General features: G+C 73.1%; 18 protein-coding genes. 13 read left to right on the top strand and 5 right to left on the bottom strand.

Translation table 11 applies throughout. The features are described from left to right. Nucleotides 1-101 precede the first annotated feature (101 nt). The 4 genes from L7D48_RS12430 to L7D48_RS12415 all read left to right on the top strand — a co-directional run bounded on the left by L7D48_RS12430 (nucleotide 102) and on the right by L7D48_RS12415 (nucleotide 6,587). Nucleotides 102-740, top strand: coding sequence for a hypothetical protein (locus L7D48_RS12430; RefSeq protein ID WP_237879413.1), 639 nt, complete (start codon nucleotides 102-104; stop codon nucleotides 738-740). Nucleotides 741-953: 213 nt separating this feature from the next. After that, nucleotides 954-2,597, top strand: a complete 1,644-nt coding sequence (locus L7D48_RS12425) for a catalase (protein WP_237879411.1) — start codon at nucleotides 954-956, stop codon at nucleotides 2,595-2,597. Nucleotides 2,598-2,711: 114 nt separating this feature from the next. Beyond that, complete coding sequence (locus L7D48_RS12420; RefSeq protein WP_237879409.1) at nucleotides 2,712-2,984, top strand: DUF4235 domain-containing protein; 273 nt, start codon at nucleotides 2,712-2,714, stop codon at nucleotides 2,982-2,984. 393 nt (nucleotides 2,985-3,377) lie between these two features. Beyond that, nucleotides 3,378-6,587, top strand: a complete 3,210-nt coding sequence (locus tag L7D48_RS12415) for a glycosyl hydrolase 115 family protein (RefSeq protein ID WP_237879407.1) — start codon at nucleotides 3,378-3,380, stop codon at nucleotides 6,585-6,587. Nucleotides 6,588-6,665: 78 nt separating this feature from the next. Here the strand turns inward: L7D48_RS12415 and L7D48_RS12410 are convergent, their stop codons facing one another. Then, entirely contained in the window at nucleotides 6,666-7,643 is a 978-nt protein-coding gene (locus L7D48_RS12410) for a DUF2637 domain-containing protein (protein WP_237879405.1), read from the bottom strand. A 271-nt stretch (nucleotides 7,644-7,914) separates the two neighbouring features. Here L7D48_RS12410 and L7D48_RS12405 point away from each other — a divergent pair, with 271 nt between their 5' ends. The 5 genes from L7D48_RS12405 to L7D48_RS12385 all read left to right on the top strand — a co-directional run bounded on the left by L7D48_RS12405 (nucleotide 7,915) and on the right by L7D48_RS12385 (nucleotide 10,988). After that, a complete protein-coding gene (locus L7D48_RS12405) occupies nucleotides 7,915-8,796 on the top strand; it encodes a glycoside hydrolase family 19 protein (RefSeq protein WP_237879417.1) in 882 nt (293 codons plus the stop codon). A gap of 162 nt (nucleotides 8,797-8,958) precedes the next feature. After that, on the top strand, nucleotides 8,959-9,372 hold the full coding sequence (locus L7D48_RS12400) for a site-specific integrase (protein WP_237879403.1): 414 nt from the start codon (nucleotides 8,959-8,961) through the stop codon (nucleotides 9,370-9,372). A gap of 148 nt (nucleotides 9,373-9,520) precedes the next feature. Next, complete coding sequence (locus L7D48_RS12395) at nucleotides 9,521-9,826, top strand: hypothetical protein (RefSeq protein ID WP_237879401.1); 306 nt, start codon at nucleotides 9,521-9,523, stop codon at nucleotides 9,824-9,826. Between the two features lie 61 nt (nucleotides 9,827-9,887). Then, nucleotides 9,888-10,424: a DUF1360 domain-containing protein gene (locus L7D48_RS12390; protein WP_237879399.1), complete on the top strand. Its 537-nt coding sequence runs from the start codon at nucleotides 9,888-9,890 to the stop codon at nucleotides 10,422-10,424. A gap of 75 nt (nucleotides 10,425-10,499) precedes the next feature. Next, nucleotides 10,500-10,988 carry an ATP-binding protein gene (locus L7D48_RS12385; protein WP_237879398.1) on the top strand — a complete coding sequence of 163 codons (489 nt, stop codon included), beginning with the start codon at nucleotides 10,500-10,502 and terminating at the stop codon, nucleotides 10,986-10,988. 37 nt (nucleotides 10,989-11,025) lie between these two features. On the opposite strand, the gene L7D48_RS12380 is transcribed toward L7D48_RS12385, so the two are convergent. Both L7D48_RS12380 and L7D48_RS12375 read right to left on the bottom strand, forming a co-directional pair. After that, the gene (locus L7D48_RS12380; protein ID WP_237879390.1) at nucleotides 11,026-12,300 is read right to left on the bottom strand and encodes a cytochrome P450; all 1,275 of its coding nucleotides are present in this window, start codon (nucleotides 12,298-12,300) and stop codon (nucleotides 11,026-11,028) included. 88 nt (nucleotides 12,301-12,388) lie between these two features. Then, on the bottom strand, nucleotides 12,389-12,781 hold the full coding sequence (locus tag L7D48_RS12375) for a hypothetical protein (RefSeq protein WP_237879388.1): 393 nt from the start codon (nucleotides 12,779-12,781) through the stop codon (nucleotides 12,389-12,391). 138 nt (nucleotides 12,782-12,919) lie between these two features. On the opposite strand from L7D48_RS12375, the gene L7D48_RS12370 reads away from it, so the two are divergent. Continuing rightward, nucleotides 12,920-13,696: an alpha/beta hydrolase gene (locus L7D48_RS12370; protein WP_237879385.1), complete on the top strand. Its 777-nt coding sequence runs from the start codon at nucleotides 12,920-12,922 to the stop codon at nucleotides 13,694-13,696. Between the two features lie 57 nt (nucleotides 13,697-13,753). Next, nucleotides 13,754-14,233 (top strand): hypothetical protein, encoded by a 480-nt coding sequence (locus L7D48_RS12365; RefSeq protein ID WP_237879383.1) that lies wholly within the window; start codon nucleotides 13,754-13,756, stop codon nucleotides 14,231-14,233. A gap of 17 nt (nucleotides 14,234-14,250) precedes the next feature. Here the strand turns inward: L7D48_RS12365 and L7D48_RS12360 are convergent, their stop codons facing one another. Continuing rightward, a complete protein-coding gene (locus L7D48_RS12360; RefSeq protein WP_237879382.1) occupies nucleotides 14,251-14,883 on the bottom strand; it encodes a DedA family protein in 633 nt (210 codons plus the stop codon). 234 nt (nucleotides 14,884-15,117) lie between these two features. On the opposite strand from L7D48_RS12360, the gene L7D48_RS12355 reads away from it, so the two are divergent. After that, on the top strand, nucleotides 15,118-16,773 hold the full coding sequence (locus L7D48_RS12355) for an alpha-amylase family glycosyl hydrolase (protein WP_237879380.1): 1,656 nt from the start codon (nucleotides 15,118-15,120) through the stop codon (nucleotides 16,771-16,773). Between the two features lie 60 nt (nucleotides 16,774-16,833). Here the strand turns inward: L7D48_RS12355 and L7D48_RS12350 are convergent, their stop codons facing one another. Next, nucleotides 16,834-17,649, bottom strand: coding sequence for a TetR/AcrR family transcriptional regulator (locus L7D48_RS12350; RefSeq protein ID WP_374492054.1), 816 nt, complete (start codon nucleotides 17,647-17,649; stop codon nucleotides 16,834-16,836). Nucleotides 17,650-17,737: 88 nt separating this feature from the next. Between L7D48_RS12350 and L7D48_RS12345 the strand changes: the two genes are divergently transcribed. Continuing rightward, the coding region (locus L7D48_RS12345; RefSeq protein WP_237879378.1) for an ATP-binding cassette domain-containing protein at nucleotides 17,738-18,689 on the top strand (952 nt) is incomplete at its 3' end.

Raw genomic sequence — 18,689 nt, 5'->3', positions numbered from 1 at the left:
CCTCCGGCAGCGTCCCGGGCTCGGGAACCGGGCCCGCCCACCTGCGCGTCCACTGGTCGCGGTCGTCGGACGGACGGCCTTGGACAGGGGGGTACACCACTGTGTTTCGGACATCACGGGGAGCGCTGCGCCGGGCGGCGGTCGTCGCGGCGGCGGCCGTCGCCGCGCTGACCGCCTGCCAGCCGGAGGACCTGCCGGCGGACGACGTCCCGGCGTCCGCGGTTCCGGGTGCTTCGGCGACCGCCTCCCCGAGCGCGTCGCAGCCGGCCGCGCCGGGCGGGCGGCGGTCGCTGGTGGACGCGGCGGAGGCGGGGGGCCTGCGCAAGCACACCGGGGACGGCGCCGTCGGGGACGTGCCGGTCGATCCGGGGGAGATGCGGGACGGCATGCGACTGGTCGTCAGCCACTTCGCCGCCCCGGACGGCGGCGACCCGGTCCTCTTCGAGGGTGTCGACAACGTCCCCGAGGACACGAACAAACGCCGCGAACACCTCTTCCGCGGCATGCTGGAGTACATCGATTGGGATCCGGAGCTGGGGCAGCCCCAGGCGCGGCCGGTGGCCGATCCGGGGCCGCTGGGCGGCTCGGTGGAGTGCCTGATGGCCTCCCTCGCCGAGAACGGCCAGGTGGTCTGCGGCTGGGCGGACGAGAGCACCGCCGCGGTGGCGCTGTTCCCCGACAGCACCCTCGACGAGGCCGGGAAGCTGTTCGTCGCCATGCGAGGCGATCTGGAGCGCTGACCCCGGACGGGAGCCGGCCCACCGCCCGCACGCCGGTCCGCTCCCGTCCCCCGCGGGGGACGGGAGCGGACCGGCGTGTTCGGTCTGCGCTCCGCGCGGCGCACCGATGGCCGAAGTGAAGGTACGAAAGGGGCGGATCGGGGTACAGGCACACGCGCACGGCGGCTCCGGACGCCTCCGCCGCGCGAACCCTCGTTCGAAGGAGACCTGTACGTGACCGAGACAGCCAGGCAGCGCGACGACCGGCCGGTGCTCACGAACCGGCAGGGCCACCCGATCCACGACAACCAGAACCAGCGCACGGTCGGCGCCCGGGGTCCCGCCACGCTGGAGAACTACCACTTCCTCGAGAAGATCAGTCACTTCGACCGCGAGCGCATCCCCGAGCGGGTGGTGCACGCGCGCGGCGTGACGGCCTTCGGCTACTTCGAGGCGTACGGCTCCTGGGGCGACGAGCCCATCGCGCAGTACACCCGCGCCAAGCTGTTCCAGGAGCGGGGCAAGCGCACCGACGTGGCCGTGCGCTTCTCCACGGTGATCGGCGGACGCGACTCCTCCGAGGCGGCCCGCGACCCCCGCGGCTTCGCGGTGAAGTTCTACACCGAGGAGGGCAACTGGGACCTCGTCGGCAACAACCTGGGCGTCTTCTTCGTTCGGGACGCCATCAAGTTCCCCGACGTCATCCACGCCCTCAAGCCCGACCCGGTGACCTTCGAGCAGCGGCCGGAGCGGATCTTCGACTTCATGTCGCAGACGCCCGAGTCCATGCACATGCTGGTCAACCTCTTCAGCCCGCGCGGCATCCCCGCCGACTACCGGCACATGCAGGGCTTCGGGGTCAACACCTACAAGTGGGAGAACTCCGACGGCCGCACCATGCTGGTCAAGTACCACTGGATGCCCAAGCAGGGCGTGCGCTCCATGACCGAGGAGGACGCCGCGAACGTCCAGGCCGACAGCCTCGGCCACGCCACCAAGGACCTGTACGAGGCCGTCGAGCGGGGCGACTACCCCGAGTGGGAACTCCTGGTGCAGATGATGGAGGACCACGAGCACCCGGAGCTGGACTTCGACCCGCTGGACGACACCAAGACCTGGCCCGAGCAGGAGTTCCCGCCCAAGCCGGTCGGCCGCATGGTCCTCAACCGGATGCCGGACGACTTCTTCACCCAGAACGAGCAGATCGCCTTCGGCACCGGCGTGCTGGTCGACGGCCTGGACTTCTCCGACGACAAGATGCTGGTCGGCCGCACCTTCTCCTACAGCGACACCCAGCGCTACCGGGTGGGCCCCAACTACCTCCAGCTGCCGGTGAACCGGGCCAAGGCCCCGGTCCACACCAACCAGAACGGCGGCCCCATGGCCTACGAGGTCGACCCCCGGGGTGAGAACCGGCACGTCAACTACGAGCCGTCCACCCTCGGCGGGCTCCAGGAGGCGGAGGGGCCGGGCTACGGCGAGCAGGGACCGGAGATCCGCGGCAGGCTGACCCGCAGCCGCATCCCGCGGACCAACGACTACATGCAGGCCGGGCAGCGCTACCTGCTGATGGAGGACTGGGAGCGCGACGACCTGGTCGCCAACTTCACCAACCAGTTCAAGCAGTGCCCCAGGCACATCCAGGAACGGATGGTGTGGCACCTGCTGCTCGCGGAGAACGACCTCGGGCTGCGGGTGGGCGAGGGGCTCGGCATCTCCCCGCAGGACGTGGCGAACCTGGAGCCGCTGCCGAACCAGCAGCTCACCGACGAGGACCGTGAGCGCCTGGCGAACCTCGGCAAGAACCCGCCGCGGGACGTCGAGGGGCTGACGATGACCCACTGCGTCCCCGACGAGCGGCATGTGGTGACCCGCTGACCGGCACGCACGCGGTATGGCGCGGCGCGTACGGGGAAGCCGTGGGAAGACCCGGGCGGCCCGCGGCAGGGGCGCCCGGAACAGTCCCGCGGACCCGGTAGGAGAGAACCGGCCATGAAGAAGAGGAAGCAGAAGCTGGTGTACAGGCCCGTGGGGTTCGCGCTCGGCACCCTGGGCGGCCTGATCGCGAGCACCGCCTTCAAGAAGGCGTGGAAGGCGATCAGCGACGAGGACGACGCGCCCGACCCCGGGGACGAGGACCGCAAGCTGGGCGAGATCCTGCTGGCGGCCGCGATCCAGGGCGTGATCTTCTCGGTGGTCAGGGCGGCGGTGGACCGCTCAGGCGCCGTCGCCGTCCGCAGGCTGACGGGTACCTGGCCGGGCTGAGCCCGCAAGGCCGCCCCCGACGGGCGGCACACCGCGGCGGCGGGGCCGTACGGATGACCGTACGGCCCCGCCGCCGCGTGCGGGACGGGCCCGGAGTTTTCGGAGCCTTCGGCCTCCGCCGGTCCGGTCGGCCGAGGGGACAGGCGGCGGCGCAGCCGCCCGAGGGGGGCGTCGTCGCGCGGAAGTGTCGTCATGATGGCGAAAATTTTCGGAATTCCGGACGGCCTGTTCCCGTGTTGCGCGCCCTCAACTGCTTTGGTGACCGCGGAAGTTCCGTGGTGGAGAGCCTTGACCGGAGCATGCCTCGGTGATTCGATTCCGGAATCGTTCCGGAACGATCAGTGTGTGCTTCCCTCCAGTCCTCTCCCGTCCATGACCTGCGGAGATCGAACAATGAGAAGGCCCGATACCGGACCACAGGCCCCCGGGAACGCCAGCCGGCGGACGTTCCTCGGACTGATTCCGCTGACCGCGGCAGCCACCGCCGTACCCGCCGCCGTCGCATCCCCGGCAGCCGCCGCGGCGGCGGACCGGGGCGGGGGCGGCGGCAGACACGGGGGAGACTTCGACGCCTACGTCTCCTTCTCCCGCCGTGCAGGGAGCTTCCCCCTCGTCGCGGACGGCCGCGCCGCACCGATCGTGGTCAGCGGCGGCGACCACCCGGGCGTACTGCGGGCGGCGGAGGACCTGCGCAGGGACATCGGGCGTGTCACCGGCGTCGAGCCGGCACTGAGGCGGGGCGACGCCCCGTCGCGGCGCGCCGAGGTCGTGATCGTCGGCACCATCGGGAGGAGCCCGCTGATCGACCGGCTCGTCGCGGACGGCAGGCTGGACGTCTCCGGCATCGCGGGGAAGTGGGAGACCACCGTCGAGCAGGTGGTGGAGAATCCGGCACCGGGGGTGCGCCGCGCCTTCGTCATCGCCGGCAGCGACCAGCGCGGCACCATCTTCGGCATCTACGAGACCACCCGCCAGATGGGCGTCTCGCCCTGGCACTTCTGGGACGACGTACCGCCGCGCCGCCACGACGAGCTGCACGTGCTGCCCGGCCGCCACACCCAGGGCACCCCGGCCGTGAAGTACCGCGGCTTCTTCATCAACGACGAGAACCCGGCGCTGGGCACCTGGGCGCCGGAGTACTTCGGCCCCGGCCACGCCCCCGGCTTCCCGAACGGCTTCAACAAGGAGTTCTACGCCAAGGTCTTCGAGACCCTCCTGCGGCTCAAGGCCAACTACCTGTGGCCGGCCGTGTGGGGCCGGGCCTTCGCCGAGGACGACCCGGCCAACCACGCCACCGCCAAGGAGTACGGCATCGTGATGGGCACCTCGCACGAGGCCCCCATGATGCGCGGCATCGAGGAGTGGAACCGCCACGCCACCCCCGCGAAACGCGACGCCGAGGGCAACATCACCGAGCCCGGCAGCGACCCCTACGGCGGCACCGGCGAGTGGAGCTTCCGCCGCAACCGGCAGGCGATCGAGGCGTACTGGGCCGACGGCATCCGCCGCATGGTGGAGGAGGACTTCGAGGGAGTGGTCACCCTCGGCATGCGCGGCAACGGCGACGTCAGCCTGCCCGACGGCGACGGCATCGACCTGATGCGGTCCATCCTCGACAGCCAGCGTGAGATCCTGGCCGAGGTCACGGGCAAGGAGGACGTCACCGGCATCCCGCAGGTGCAGACCCTCTACAAGGAGGTCCAGCGCTACTGGGACAAGGGCCTGCGCCCGCCGGACGACGTCACCGTCGTCTTCTGCGACGACAACTGGGGCAACATGCGCAAGCTCCCGGACCAGTCGCTCCCGAAGCGCGCCGGCGGCTACGGCATGTACTACCACTTCGACTACGTCGGAGTCGGCCGCAACTACAAGTGGGTCGACACCGTCAACCTCGTCAGCACCTGGGAGCAGCTCCATCTGACCCACACCTACGGCGTGGACCGCCTGTGGGTGGTCAACGTGGGCGACCTGAAGGCCGAGGAGCTGCCCACGCAGTTCTTCCTCGACTACGCCTGGGCCCCGGAGCGCCGGCCCCTGGAACGGCTCCACGAGTGGGGGCGCGGCTACGTCGCCCAGAGCTTCGGCCCCGAGCACGCCGACGAGATCGCCGACATCCTGCACACCTACGGCGTCCTGCAGGCCCGCCGCAAACCCGAGCTGCTCAACCGCCGCATCACCCTGGACCCGGCCAAGGACCTGTCGAAGGACGAGGAGGCGGTGGTCTACGACGACCAGGCCAGTCCCTACCACCTCAACCACTACGGCGAGACGGCCCGGGTCACCGAGGAGTGGCGCCGGCTGGCCGGACGGGCGGAGAAGGCCGGCCGCAGGCTCCCCGAGGAGGACCGGGACGCCTACTACCAGCTCGTGCTCTACCAGGTGAAGGCCACCGCCAACCTCTACGAGCTGCGCGAGGCGGAGTTCACCAACCTCCTCTACGCCGAGCAGGGCCGCGCCGCCACCAACCGCTACGCCGATCTCACCGGCGAGCGCTTCGCCGACGACCGGGCGATGTCGGACTACTACAACAACATCCTGGCCGGCGGAAAGTGGAAGGGTTTCCAGACCCAGCCGAAGATCGGCTACGGGGACGTGGAGCGCTACGGGCCCGACGCGCCCTGGCAGCAGCCCCAGACACCCGACCACGTCGCCCTGCCCGACGAGGTCTTCCCGGCGGTCAGGCGCATCGAACTGCCCGACCGCGCCGAGATGGGCGTGGGCATCGACGGGTCCGACCTGTGGTGGCCCGAGGCGGGCGCGGAGGCGGTGCTGCCCGCCTTCAGCCCGTACCAGAACTACCCCGAGCAGTACATCGAGGTCTTCAACCGCGGCAGCAGGCCCTTCGACTACCGCATCACCGCGGCCGAGCCCTGGGTGCGGATCAGGCGTGCGCGCGGGCGGGTCGAGGAACAGGTGCGCGCCACCGTGCGCGTCGACTGGAGGAGGGCTCCCAAGGGCGTCACCAGGGTGCCCATCACCGTCCACGGCCCCGGCGGCGCCACCGTGGAGATCCAGGCCGTCGTCGAGAACCACAGGATGCCGCGGCGGGGACCGAGGGGCTTCGTCGAGGCGGACGGGCACGTCTCCATGGAGGCCGCGCACTACTCCCGGGCCGTCGAGACCGCGGGCGTCCACTGGAAGCGCCTGCCGGACATCGGGCGGGCGGAGGACGGGATGGAGCCCTACCCCGTCACCGCCCCCAGCCGGGAACCGGGCGGCCGGGGGCCGCGCCTGGAGTACGAGATGACGCTCACCACGGCCGGCGAGGTCGACGTGTGGGTGTATCTCTCACCGCGCAACAACGTCCTGCCGACCGAAGGCCTGCGGTACGCCGTCTCGATCGACGACGCCGAACCGCGGACGGTGAACGTCACCACCGCCACCGGGGCCGACGACACCTACATGAACAGGCGGTGGGCGAGGAACACGTCCGACAACGTCAACCGCACCGTCACCCGGCACACGGTCGGCCGGCCGGGTGTCCACGTCCTGAAGCTGTGGATGGTCGACCCGACGGTCGTCGTGCACCGGATCGTGGTGGACACCGGCGGTCTGCGGCCGAGCTACCTGGGGCCGCCGGAGAGCCGGAGAGCCGGCCGCTGACGAGCGCCGCCGCGCACCGGGACGAGCCTGCCGGGCGGCCCCTCGCGGGCCGCCCGGCAGGCTCCGTTCCCGCCCGTGTCAGCCGCTTCGTCCGGGACGCCCCTCCCCGGAGGGGCGTCCCGGACCGTCCACGCGGTACGTGGTCCGCCTCCGGGGAAGCGGGCCGCGCTGCGGCGGGGGCGCGGGCCGGCGGGGCAGGGCGTGCCGGGGCTGGGTGAGGGTGATCTGCCCCACCAGCTGGTGGAAGCAGGCCAGGGCGGTGATCGGGGGGAGGCCCGCGGCCGCCACCCCGGTCAGGGTCTTGGGGGCATGGGCCACGCACAGGACCACCGCCACGGCCGAGAACAGGATCACCACCGCCCAGGAGTGCCGGACCCGGCGCCGCAGCACGGTGGCGCGCAGAATCGACAGGGAACCGGTGAGCCAGGGCCCGTAGATCAGCAGGGGCCACCACCGTGCCAGGTCGGCGGGCACGGTGGGACCGGCCAGCAGGCGCAGGGGGTCGTAGGAGACCAGTCCGCCCAGCACGCTGACCATCGCCACGATGCCGGCGGTCAGCGCGGCCACGGCGTAGCTGAACACGTGCAGCAGCGACAGCTCCGGCCGGTGCGGCGTCCGGCGCCTGCGCCGGTGGCGGCGTTCGGCGGCCGAGCGCCCCGCCCGGCGGGCGGGAGCGGCGCCGCCGAAGCGGCCCGTCTCCGCCGTGTCCCCGGCGTCGAAGCGGCGCAGCACCCGGGTGGTCTCGTCCGCGGGCGGTTCCGTCCCGGTGTGCGCGCCTCCCCCGGAGTGCTCGGTGGAGGCGGGCCGGGCGCGGGACGAATCGTGCTCCCGGCCGTGGGGCCGGTGCGGTGCGTGGCCGGAGTCCTGCAGCAGCTTGGCGAGTTCGGCCTCGAAGTCCCAGGACGGGTCGAGGACGTCCACGTCGGGCGGGGCGGGGGCTCTCTGCTCCGGCACGAACCACGGGTCGAAGTCCGGATGGACACCGGTGCGGTACCACTCGGAGTCCGGACCCGGGGGCGTGCCGTACGGATCGAAGTGCGGGCCCTGGTCACTCACGGCAGCTCGATCCGGGAAGGCGGGCCGCGGGTGTGGAAAGCGGATCTGGTGGAGTCACGTCCACAACAACGAAGGCGGGACCCGACCGGATGACCGGCATTCGGGTGAAGGCTCAATTCATACGATCACGGTGAATGACCTTCCTTTCGGTTCGGTGGCTCCGCGGAAGCGGATCTGGTCCATACCTTGACTGGTATATACCAAGGCGCTTGAGTGTTCCCGGTCAACCCCCCACTCCGGAAGGGAAGTTCACGTGCTGAGAAAACGCCTCATGGCGGGTCTCGCCGCCTCCGTCCTCGCAGGCGCCCTGGCGGTCACCATCCCCGCGACCTCCGCCTCCGCCGCCGAGTGCGCGACCCCGTGGAACTCCTCGGCGGTCTACCTCGGCGGGACGACCGTCTCCCACAACGGCCACAACTGGACCGCCCGCTGGTGGACCCAGAACGAGGCGCCGCCCGGCACTTCCGGAGTCTGGAGCGACCAGGGCGCCTGCGGCGGCGGCACGACCCCGCCGCCCACCGACCCGGACCCGTCGGGCTTCGTGGTCAGCGAGGCGCAGTTCAACCAGATGTTCCCGAACCGGAACCCCTTCTACACCTACCAGGGCCTGAAGGCGGCCCTGAGCGCCTACCCGGCCTTCGCCGGCACCGGCAGCGACACGGTGAGGAAGCGGGAGGCCGCCGCCTTCCTCGCCAATGTCAGCCACGAGACCGGCGGTCTGGTCCACATCGTGGAGCAGAACACCGCCAACTACCCGCACTACTGCGACAGCGGTCAGCCCTACGGCTGCCCCGCCGGCCAGGCCGCGTACTACGGACGGGGTCCGATCCAGCTCAGCTGGAACTTCAACTACAAGGCGGCGGGCGACGCGCTCGGCATCGACCTGCTGCGCAACCCCCACCTGGTGGAGCGGGACGCCGCGGTCGCCTGGAAGACCGCCCTGTGGTACTGGAACACCCAGAGCGGGCCGGGCACCATGACCCCGCACAACGCGATGGTGGGCGGGCACGGCTTCGGCGAGACCATCCGCAGCATCAACGGCTCCCTGGAGTGCGGCGGGCGCAATCCCGCACAGGTGCAGAGCCGGATCGACAACTACCGGCGGTTCGTCCAGATCCTGGGCACCACCCCGGGCGACAACCTCACCTGCTGACAGGGGAGTCGGGGTGGAGGGCCGCACCGTGGCCCTCCACCGCCGCCACCGCCGTCCGCCCCCGCGGCGGACGGCGGACGGGGTTTCGGCCGCACGGCCTTCACAGGAAGGATCCTCCCTACCTCTACCCGCGGACGTGTCCGGCCGGAATACTGCCGGGCCATGACGCTCACGGACGAACGCATCACCGCCGAACGGCTCGAGGAGCTGCTCGCCGACGACTCCATCGACATGGCGCACCGGGCCCTGTGGCTGCTGCTGTGGGAGGGGGACCTGCGGGTGCTGGACCTGCTCTCCCTGGAGATCCAGGACGTGGACCTGCGGGCGAGGCGGGTGACCGGGGTGTGCGGCCGGGCGGTGCCCGAGGGAGAGGGAGACATCAGCGAGCGGGCGGCCGGACTGCTGCGCGAGGTGGTCGGCGACCGGGAGAGCGGCCCGCTGTTCGCCACGGGGAACCGTGCGCTGGGCTGGGAACAGGTGATGCTGACCGCGGGGGAGCAGGGCCATGCCGTCCACGAGTTCCGTGCGGGCGGCAGGCTCCACCGCCGGGGGGAGCCCGCGGCGGACCCCGAGTAGGCGCGGCCGCCGTACCGCACGAGCGGTGGGCGCAGCCGCGGCCGGGGGAGGGGAGGGACGCGGCCGCGCGGCGGACGCGGAGCCCCGAGAGCTGCGGAAACCGATGAGAAGTGGTGTGGGGACGGCGCTGGGGGAAACCCGTACACCCGTGTCAGTACGCAAGCGATACGCCGTGGCCGCGTCGGGCCGGTGGACCGACGAGGAGGACGGCGTCCGGCTGCCCGCAGGCGAGGTGCACGCCTGGGAACAGGGCATGAACCAGACCGTGTGCGGGCTGTCCCTCAGCCGCTCGCGGCTCGACCGCTTCCCGCATGTGACGTGGAGCGACGTCATCCCCGAGTCGGGCGGCGCGGCCGACCGCGTACGGCGGCTGTGCCCGCGGTGCGCCTCGGTCGCGGGGCGCAGAGGGGCCGACGCGCGCCCCCGGTGGCGGCGTACGAACCCCAGGCCGTGACACGGGTGACCCCGACGGGGGCGCGAGGCCTGTTTCCGGACCGGTGACGAGGAGGAGCCGAATGAGTGATGCCATGGACCAGGCCGCCGAGACGGTGGGCCGGGTCACCGGCGCGGACGGGTACTCCGAGGAGGGGGAGGTCTCCCTGCGCGGACTCGCCACGCTGGCGGGCGTCTACGCGACCGGTGCGGGGGTGTTCGCCTGGCGCATGAGGGCGTCGGGTCGGCAGCTGCCCGAGCGGATCCCCCCGCTGGACCTGCTCCTGATGGGGGTCGCCACCTACCGCAGCTCCCGGCTGCTCACCAAGGACAAGGTCACCAGCTTCCTCCGGGCCCCCTTCACCCGCCGCACCGGCAGTCTCCACGGGGCCGAGGTCATGGACGTGCCCCGCGGACACGGACTGCACCGGTCCGTGGGCGAACTGCTGGCCTGCCCCTTCTGCGTGGCGATGTGGATCGCCGGCGGCCTGACGGCGGGCTACGCCACGGCTCCGCGCGCCACCCGCCTGGTCACCTCCTGCCTGAGCAGCGTGGCCCTGTCCGACTGGCTGCAGTACGCCTGGAGCCTGACCCAGCAGAAGGCCGAGGGCGAGGGCTGACAGACCGTGGCAGGACCGCCGCCCGGGCGGGGGCCCGGACAGGGGCGGGCCCCGTGGGAGGGGCCGCGGGCGCCTGTGGAACTGGCCGTGCTGGTGGGCCTCCAGGGCTCGGGGAAGACGATCTTCCGCGCCCGCTGCCTCCCCACCGGGTACACCGTGGTCAGCAAGGACCTCTTCCCGCGCTCCGCCCGGCACAAGCAGCGGCGCCAGATGCGCCTGGTGGAGGAGGCGCTGGAGCGGGGGCGGCCGGTGGTCGTGGACAACACCAACCCCTCACCTCTGGAGTGGGCTCCCCTGATCGCCGCGGGACACGCCCACGGGGCGCGGGTGGTGGCGTACTGGTTCCCGCCGGACGTGCCCAACGCCCTGGCGCGCAACGCCGCGCGCCAGGGCAGGGAGCGCGTGCCCGAGGCGGGCTTCTTCGACACCCTCCGGCGGCTGCGCGAACCCCGCCGGTCGGACGGCTTCGACGCGGTGCGGGAGGTACGGATCGACGGCCGCGGCGGGTTCGACGTACGGGACGTGCCGGACGCGCCGGAGGTACGGCCCGGGGAGGAGGGCTGAAGGGGGCGACGCGCACGGCCCGGCGGCCGGGGCCCGGTCAGCCGGGCGGGCGCACGTTCGCGAGGACGAAGCCGCTGCGCGGGCGGGAGGGCACACGGCGCAGCGGGATCCGCAGATCCTGCTCGGGCACCTCGTACTCCAGCAGGGACAGCCGCGCCGACAGGGCCGTCAGCAGCGCCACGGTGACGTCCTCGCCGGGGCAGCGGTGGCCCGCGGCCGGGTCGCCGCCGCCCTGCGGGATCAGCTCGTCCCGCTCCGGAGGGCGGTCGAGGAAGCGCCGCGGATCGAAGGAGTAAGGGTCCTCCCACAGGGTGGGGTCGTGGTCCTGCCCGTGGATGTCGAGCAGGACGAGAGCACCCCGGGGGACCGCCTCGCCCCGCCACGTCAGATCGGCTGCGGCGAGACCGCCGATGAACGGCGCGAACGGGTAGAAGCGGCGCACCTCATGGGCGAACGCCACCGCGTACGCGCCCCCGGAACCGTGGTGCCCGGCCCCGGCGCGCGCCTCCTCGGCCAGCCGGGCCCGGTGCTGCGGCCACCGGTGCAGGGCGTGCGCGGCGAAGGCGGTGAACCAGCAGACCGCGACGGTGGGGCGCAGCACGTTGAGGATCTCCACCGCGGCCGTCCGTGCGTCGAGCCGCTCGCCGTCCGCGTCGACGTGCCGCGCCACCACGTCCACCACCGACCCCTCGGGCACGCTCACAGCGCCGTCGCGCACCTCCTCCACGAGGGACGCCAGCCACGCCTCGCGGCGGCGGCGTGCCGACCGGGCGCGCCAGTGGCGCGGGCCCGGGGTGGCGAAGCCGTCGACCATGGCCACCAGGTCGCGGGCGACGGAGCCCGTCTCCGCCTCCTCCAGCGGTACGCCGGCCCACCGGCAGACCGCCCCGGCCAGTACCCGGCTCGCCTCGTCGAACAGCACCACCCGCTCCCGCTCCGCCCACCGGGCGGCCGCCTCGTCCCACGCCGCGGTGACCTCGCCGACCAGGCCGGCGATGTTCCGCGGGGACTTCAGCAGCGACAGGAACATCGCCTTGCGCACGCGGTGCGCCTCACCGTCGAGGGTGTGCACCGCGCCGTGCCCGAACAGGGTGCTCTTCACCGGTTCGGGAAGGGCCGGCCCGCGGAGCACATGGCGCTCGTCGTAGACGAAGCGGACCGCCTCCGGCCCGCGCAGGGCCACCGTGGGCTTCCCCAGCAGCCGGGCGCGCACCAGGGGGCCCGTGGTGCGGCGCATACGGTCGGGCAGCCAGGCGTAACCCCGGGCGAGCAGGGACAGGGTGCTGTCCGGCAGGAGGCGGGAGAGACTCATGCGGGCCGCGTGCCCCGGCGGACCGGGGTGAAACGGGAGGCCGCACCGCCCTCCGGGGCGCGGCGGTGGAACTCCATCCCGATGGCCGCTACCCGCGTCCGGTGTCCTCACCGGCCTCCCGGGTCTCCTCGCCGGCTCCCTCCTCCCCGGGCGTGCCGTCCCGGTCGACGATCCCGGCCGGATCCTCGCCCACGACCGACCTGCCCGGCCGGGCGCGCGCGGGGCCCGCGGGCTGCCCGCCACCGGTGGTGCCGTAGCTTCCGGAGAGGCCCGGCGGCATGTCCGCGTCGGCCTCCTCCCTGCTGATGCGGCGCCTGGCCCGCACATTGGCCCGGCGCTCGCCGTAGGGGTAGTCGAACGGGCGGGCCTCTCCGCGTTCGCGCTCGGCCTCCCGGATCTCCCGGACCCTTTCGTCGTCCGGGGTCCACTTCGACGGAGTGTCCCCGCCCGCGTTCCTGCCGGTGTCCTTTTCGTCGGTCATGCCGGGTGCGTACCCCCGTGGGATGCGGGCATGCGCCGTGCCGCCGGGGGTACCACGGCGCCGGGCGGCGACCGGGCGCCCGGCGGGCACGGCGCCCGCCGGAGAGCCGGGGCGCCGAAGGCGGAGGAGGGAGCGGAAGTGACCGGGACGGACGGAGAAGAGGGCGCGGGCGGCGCCCCGGGGCCGGAGCGGGCCCTCCCTCATCCGGTTGTCGGGGAGGACGTGTCGCACGGCCGGCTGTCCGCACGGCCCTCCGCTTCCCCGCCCGGCTTCGCGGAGGGGGAGCCGGGCACGCACCACCTGGAAGGGCGGGCGCTGCTGCGTGTTCCGCCGTCCGCGGGGGCCGGGGCGCCGGTGCGGCCGTACTGGCTGGTGGTGGTGCTGCACGGAGCCGGGGGAACGGCGGAGCAGGCGCTGACCTGGCTGCTCCCGCAGGCCGGGTCCGGCCGGCTGCTGCTGCTCGCGCCCCAGGCGGCCGGCTCCACCTGGGATGTCGTCGAAGGCGGCTACGGCCCGGACGTGGCCCGGCTGGACGCCGCGCTGCGCGGTGTCTTCCGGCGCTTCCCCGTGGACCCGGCGGGGGTGGCGGTGGCGGGCTTCTCCGACGGGGCCTCCTACGCGCTCTCGCTGGGGCCGGCCAACGGGGACCTGTTCGGCGCGGTGCTGGCCTTCTCGCCGGGGTTCATGGCCCCGATGGTCCACCACGGGCACCCCCGCGTCTTCGTCTCCCACGGCCGGGACGATCCCGTCCTGCCGGTCGGCGCGTGCAGCCGCCGCCTCGTCCCGGAGCTGGTGCGGTCCGGTTACGCGGTCACCTACCGGGAGTTCGGCGGCGGCCACGAGGTGCCGCCCGAGCTGGCCACGGAGGCGCTGCGCTGGTGGGTGGACGGCCCCCGGCCGGCCGCGCGGCCGTGACCGGCGGGTGGGAGCATGGCGCGAGTGCCGCTGCCGTACCGCACCCGGAGGTGACCGATGGCGCCCCGCTCTCTGGCGGTGTTCGACCTGGACGGAACGCTCGCCGACGTCCGTCACCGCCTGCGCTTCCTCGACGGGCGCCGCGACTGGGACGCCTTCTTCGCCGCCGCCCCCGACGACCCGCCGCTGACCGAGGGCGTCGAACTGGCCCTGGCCGCAGCCGGGGAGCACGAGATCGCCTATGTGACCGGACGGCCGGAGCGGTGCCGCCGCGACACCCTGTGGTGGCTGGCCCGGCACGGACTGCCGGACGGACCGCTGCTGATGCGCGGCGGGCGGGACCGCCGCCCGGCCCGCGTGGCCAAGCCCGAACTGCTGCGGAGCCTGGCGCGGGAGCGCACCGTCGCCCTGGTGGTCGACGACGACCACCAGGTCTGCGACGCCTACGAGGCGGACGGGTTCACGGTGGTGCGGGCCGGGTGGATGACGGCCGGGCCGGTCCTGGAGGAGGCTCAGGAGGGCGAGGGGCGCACCTGAGGCGCCCCACCGGTCGGCTACCCGTCGCCGCGGCGGTACCGCACCGCGCGGACGGCGACGAAACCCACGACGGCCACGATGATGACGGCCACCACGGCCTTGGAGTACATCGAGACGTAGCCCGACACCGTGTGCCAGTTCTCCCCGAGTGCGTACCCGGTCAGTACGAAGAGGGTGTTCCACAGCAGGCTGCCGAGCGTGGTCAGCGTCAGGAACGTCGCCGCGGGCATGCGCTCGACGCCGGCGGGCACCGAGATCAGACTGCGGAAGACCGGGACCATCCGCCCGAAGAAGACCGCCTTGGTACCGTGCCTGGCGAACCACGCCTCGGTCCTCTCGATGTCCGAGGGCTTCAGTAGCGGGATCCTCCGCGCGACGGCCAGGGTCCGCTCCCGGCCCAGCAGCGCGCCCGCCCAGTACAGCAGGAACGCCCCGGCCACCGAGCCGAGCGTGGTCCACAGCAGAGCGGCGAAGAGGCTGATGTCGCCGCGGCTGGCGGTGAACCCGGCCAGCGGCAGGATCACCTCGCTCGGCAGCGGGGGGAAGAGGTTCTCCAGGGCGATGGCCAGGCCCGCCCCGGGGGCGCCGAGGGTCTCCATCAGACCGGTCGCCCAGTTCACCAGGCCGTCGCTCTGCTGTGCTGCGGACATGTCTCTCCTCATGCGGCCCGGTGCTGTGGGGATGGGCACGGACGGTGCGAGGACGGTTACCCGCTCCTTCCGGGGTGAACCGCCCGGCGGGGGCGGGAGAACCGGAGCGGTGAGTCCGGACATCACCGGACATGGCATATGTCACGCGCTCGTATCGCGGGCAATTCTTGACCGTGAACCAAGTCGCGGCTCAATAATTCGGCTTGTCTTACAGACAGGACCCGAGAGGCAGCCGTGACACAGAGCACGTCCCGAGGCGACGACGCCGACTGGTGGCGGGAGTCCGTCGTCTACCAGATATACGTGCCCAGCTTCGCCGACGCCGACGGGGACGGCATGGGTGACCTGAGGGGGGCCGCCGACCGCCTCGGCCACGTCGCCGAACTGGGCGCGGACGCGGTGTGGCTCACCCCCTTCTACCGCTCCCCCTGGGCCGACGGCGGCTACGACGTCAGCGACTACCGCGACGTCGACCCCCGCCACGGCACCCTGGAGGACTTCCGCGAGCTCCTGGTCAGGGCCCACGCCCTGGGCCTGAAGGTCATCGTCGACATCGTCCCCAACCACTGCTCCAGCGAGCACCCCTGGTTCGCCGAGGCGCTGGCCTCCCCGCCCGGCTCGCCCGCCCGCGACCGCTTCGTCTTCATGGACGGCCGCGGCCCGGACGGCGGCGAGCCGCCCTCGGACTGGCAGTCCAAGTTCGGCGGCGGGGTGTGGACCCGAGTGCCGGACGGCCAGTGGTACATGCACATCTTCGCCGCCGAGCAGCCCGACCTGAACTGGGAGAACCCCGAGGTCGCGGCCGAGTTCGAGAGCATCCTGCGGTTCTGGCTGGACCTGGGCGTCGACGGTTTCCGCATCGACGTGGCACACGGCATGCGCAAGGACCTCTCCCTGCCGCTGCGCGACACCAACGGATCGGACTCCGCCCCCCTCAACGCGCCGCCCGAAGGGCACGACCACCCCTTCTGGGACCGCGACGAGGTCCACGACATCCACCGGGCCTGGCGGAAGATCCTCGACGAGTACACCCCGCCCCGGATCGCCGTCGCCGAGGCGGGCGTCAGCCAGGCACGGCTGCCGCTGTACACCCGGCCCGACGAACTCCACCAGGCGTTCAACTTCCCCTATCTGCGCTGCCCCTGGGACGCCGCCGCCTACCGCGAGGTCATCGACTCCTCGCTGGAGGGCGCCCGCTCGGTCGGCTCGCTGCCCACCTGGGTGCTGTCCAACCACGACGTGGTGCGCCACCTCAGCCGTCACGCCCTGCCCGCCGGCACCGACACCGTCGCCTGGCTGATGTCGGACGGCCGCGAGCCGGCCGCCGACGAAGAGGCGGGCCGCCGCCGGGCCCGCGCCGCCGCTCTGCTCACCCTGGCGCTGCCCGGCACCGCCTACCTCTACCAGGGCGAGGAACTGGGCCTGCCGGAGGTGGCCGACCTGCCGCGCGAGGCGCTGCGCGACCCGATGTGGGAGCGGACCGGGAACGCCCGCAAGGGCCGCGACGGCTGCCGCGTACCGCTGCCCTGGGAGCGTTCGGGCCCCTCCTGCGGGTTCGGCCCGGGCGGGAGCTGGCTGCCGCAGCCCGACGGCTGGGGCGAGTACTCGGTGGAGGCCCAGACCGGCCGGCCGGACTCCTTCCTGGAGCTGTACCGGGCGGCCCTGAAGACCCGCCGCTCCTTCACCGGGGACGAGAGCTTCACCTGGCTGCCGGCCCGGGAGGGTGAGCTGGCCTTCCGCAAGGGCGCCCTGGAGTGCCGGGTCAACCTCTCCGGCGCCCCGCTGCCTCTGCCGCCCCGTGAGGCCGGGCCGCTGCTGGCCAGCGGCGCGTGCGACGGGCGGACGCTGCCGCCGGACACCGCCGTCTGGCTGGACACTCAGCCGCGCTGACCCCGGGGCCCGCGAAGGCCCTGCTTCCCGGCCGTGCCGGGCCGCTGACGCCGCCGTGCGTCAGCGGCCCGGCGCGTTCCGCGCCCGTACCAGCACCTCGACGCCGTCCAGCAGGCGCTCCAGGCCGAAGGCGAAATCGTCGTCGGGTTCCTCCGGCTGCTCCATGACCCCCGAGGCGAGGAGCGCGGTGACGGCCGGGAAGCGCTCGGGATCGGTCAGCCTGCCCAGCAGCCGGGTGTAGGAGGCCATCGTCTCGGCCGTGCTCCGGCCCGAGGCCCTGGCGGCCGCCTCGATGTCCGCCGCCAGGGTCGCCTCGTTCCGGACGAAGCCGCTGACCAGCAGGATGACCTGCACCTTCTCTCCCTCGTCCAGCCCGGTGCCGCGCAGGCAGGCCAGTCCCCGCTCCATCCAGGCGACCGAGTTGGGCGTGACGGGCGGCGAGCTGACCGGGATGCGGAGCATCCACAGGTTGCGGTGCAGCACCTCCCGGTGCGAGCGGGCCCAGTGCGCGAGCGCGGCCCGCCAGCCCTCCTCCTCCGGCACGGGGCCCTGCGGAGGCGGCCCCGAGGCGGTGTCCTCCATGAGGACCAGGAGTTCCTCCTTGGAGGTCACGTACCGGTACAGCGACATCGTCGAGACGCCGAGCGCGGCGGCGACCCGGGCCATGGAGACCGCCGCGATGCCCTCGGCGGCGGCGAGTTCGATCGCGGCGCCGACGATCCGGGACACGCTCAGCCCCGGCCGGGGCCCCTTGCCGGGGCGTTCGCGCAGGCCCCAGGCGGTCTCCACGCCGGGAGGCAGGCCGTCGCCGCTGTCCTTCGCCATCTTGTCGTGCCCGCCTTCGCCGCTGATGCTCTCCGTCCGGTTGACCGCCATCCTAGGGATGTGTATACCCTACGCAATAGAGTGTATGGCATACGCAGAAGCGTGCCCGGGGCGCGCGGGACAAGAGGGGGATACCGTCATGGCCGACGAACCGGTGGTCGAGGCGACCGGTCTGGAGAAGTCCTACGGCCGGGTGAAAGTCCTGGCCGGAGTGGATCTGGAGGTGGCGCGCGGCAGCGTGTTCGCGCTGCTGGGGCCCAACGGGGCCGGCAAGACCACCACCGTGCGCATCCTGTCCACGCTGGTGCGCCCCGACGCGGGCCGGGCCCGCGTCGCGGGCTTCGACACGGTGCGCGACCGGCGCGAGGTGCGCCGCCGCATCAGCCTCACCGGCCAGTACGCGGCACTGGACGAGCAGCAGACCGGCGAGGAGAACCTCCGCATGATGGGCCGGCTGTGCGGGCTGACACGGCGCCGGGCCCGCGAGCGCGCCGGGGAACTGCTGGAGCGGTTCGACCTCACCGAAGCCGCCGGCCGCAGGGCGGGCACGTACTCGGGCGGGATGCGCCGCCGGCTGGACATCGCGGCGGGACTCGTGGCGAGCCCCGAGGTCGTCTTCCTCGACGAGCCGACGACCGGGCTCGACCCGCGCAGCCGCCAGGCCATGTGGGAACTCGTCGCCGGCCTGGCGGCCGCCGGCACCACGGTCTTCCTCACCACCCAGTATCTGGAGGAGGCCGACCGGCTCGCCGGCCGCATCGCACTCCTCGACGCGGGCCGGGTGGTCGCCGAAGGCACCGCCGCCGACCTCAAGAGGCGGGTGGCCGGACGGCGTCTGGACCTCACGCTCGCCGACGCCGCCGCCTACCGGCGCACCGCGGATCTGCTCGGCGGGCGCACCGTGCACCGCGAACCGGACCGGCTGCTCCTGGCAGTGCCCACCGACGGGAGCGCGGCGCGGGTGCGGGCGCTGCTGGACGAGATCGATCCGGACCGGGACGCGGTGGCCCGGTTCGCCGTGCACGAGGCCACCCTCGACGACGTCTTCCTGGCCCTCACCGGCCGGGCCGCCACCCCCGCCGCCCACAAGG

Origin of the sequence: Streptomyces sp. ICN903 (assembly GCF_022015835.1) — a bacterium.
GTDB classification, from domain to species: domain Bacteria; phylum Actinomycetota; class Actinomycetes; order Streptomycetales; family Streptomycetaceae; genus Streptomyces; species Streptomyces fenghuangensis.
The sequence above is the reverse complement of the archived record's forward strand: the minus strand, read 5'-3'. Positions and strand labels throughout refer to the sequence as shown.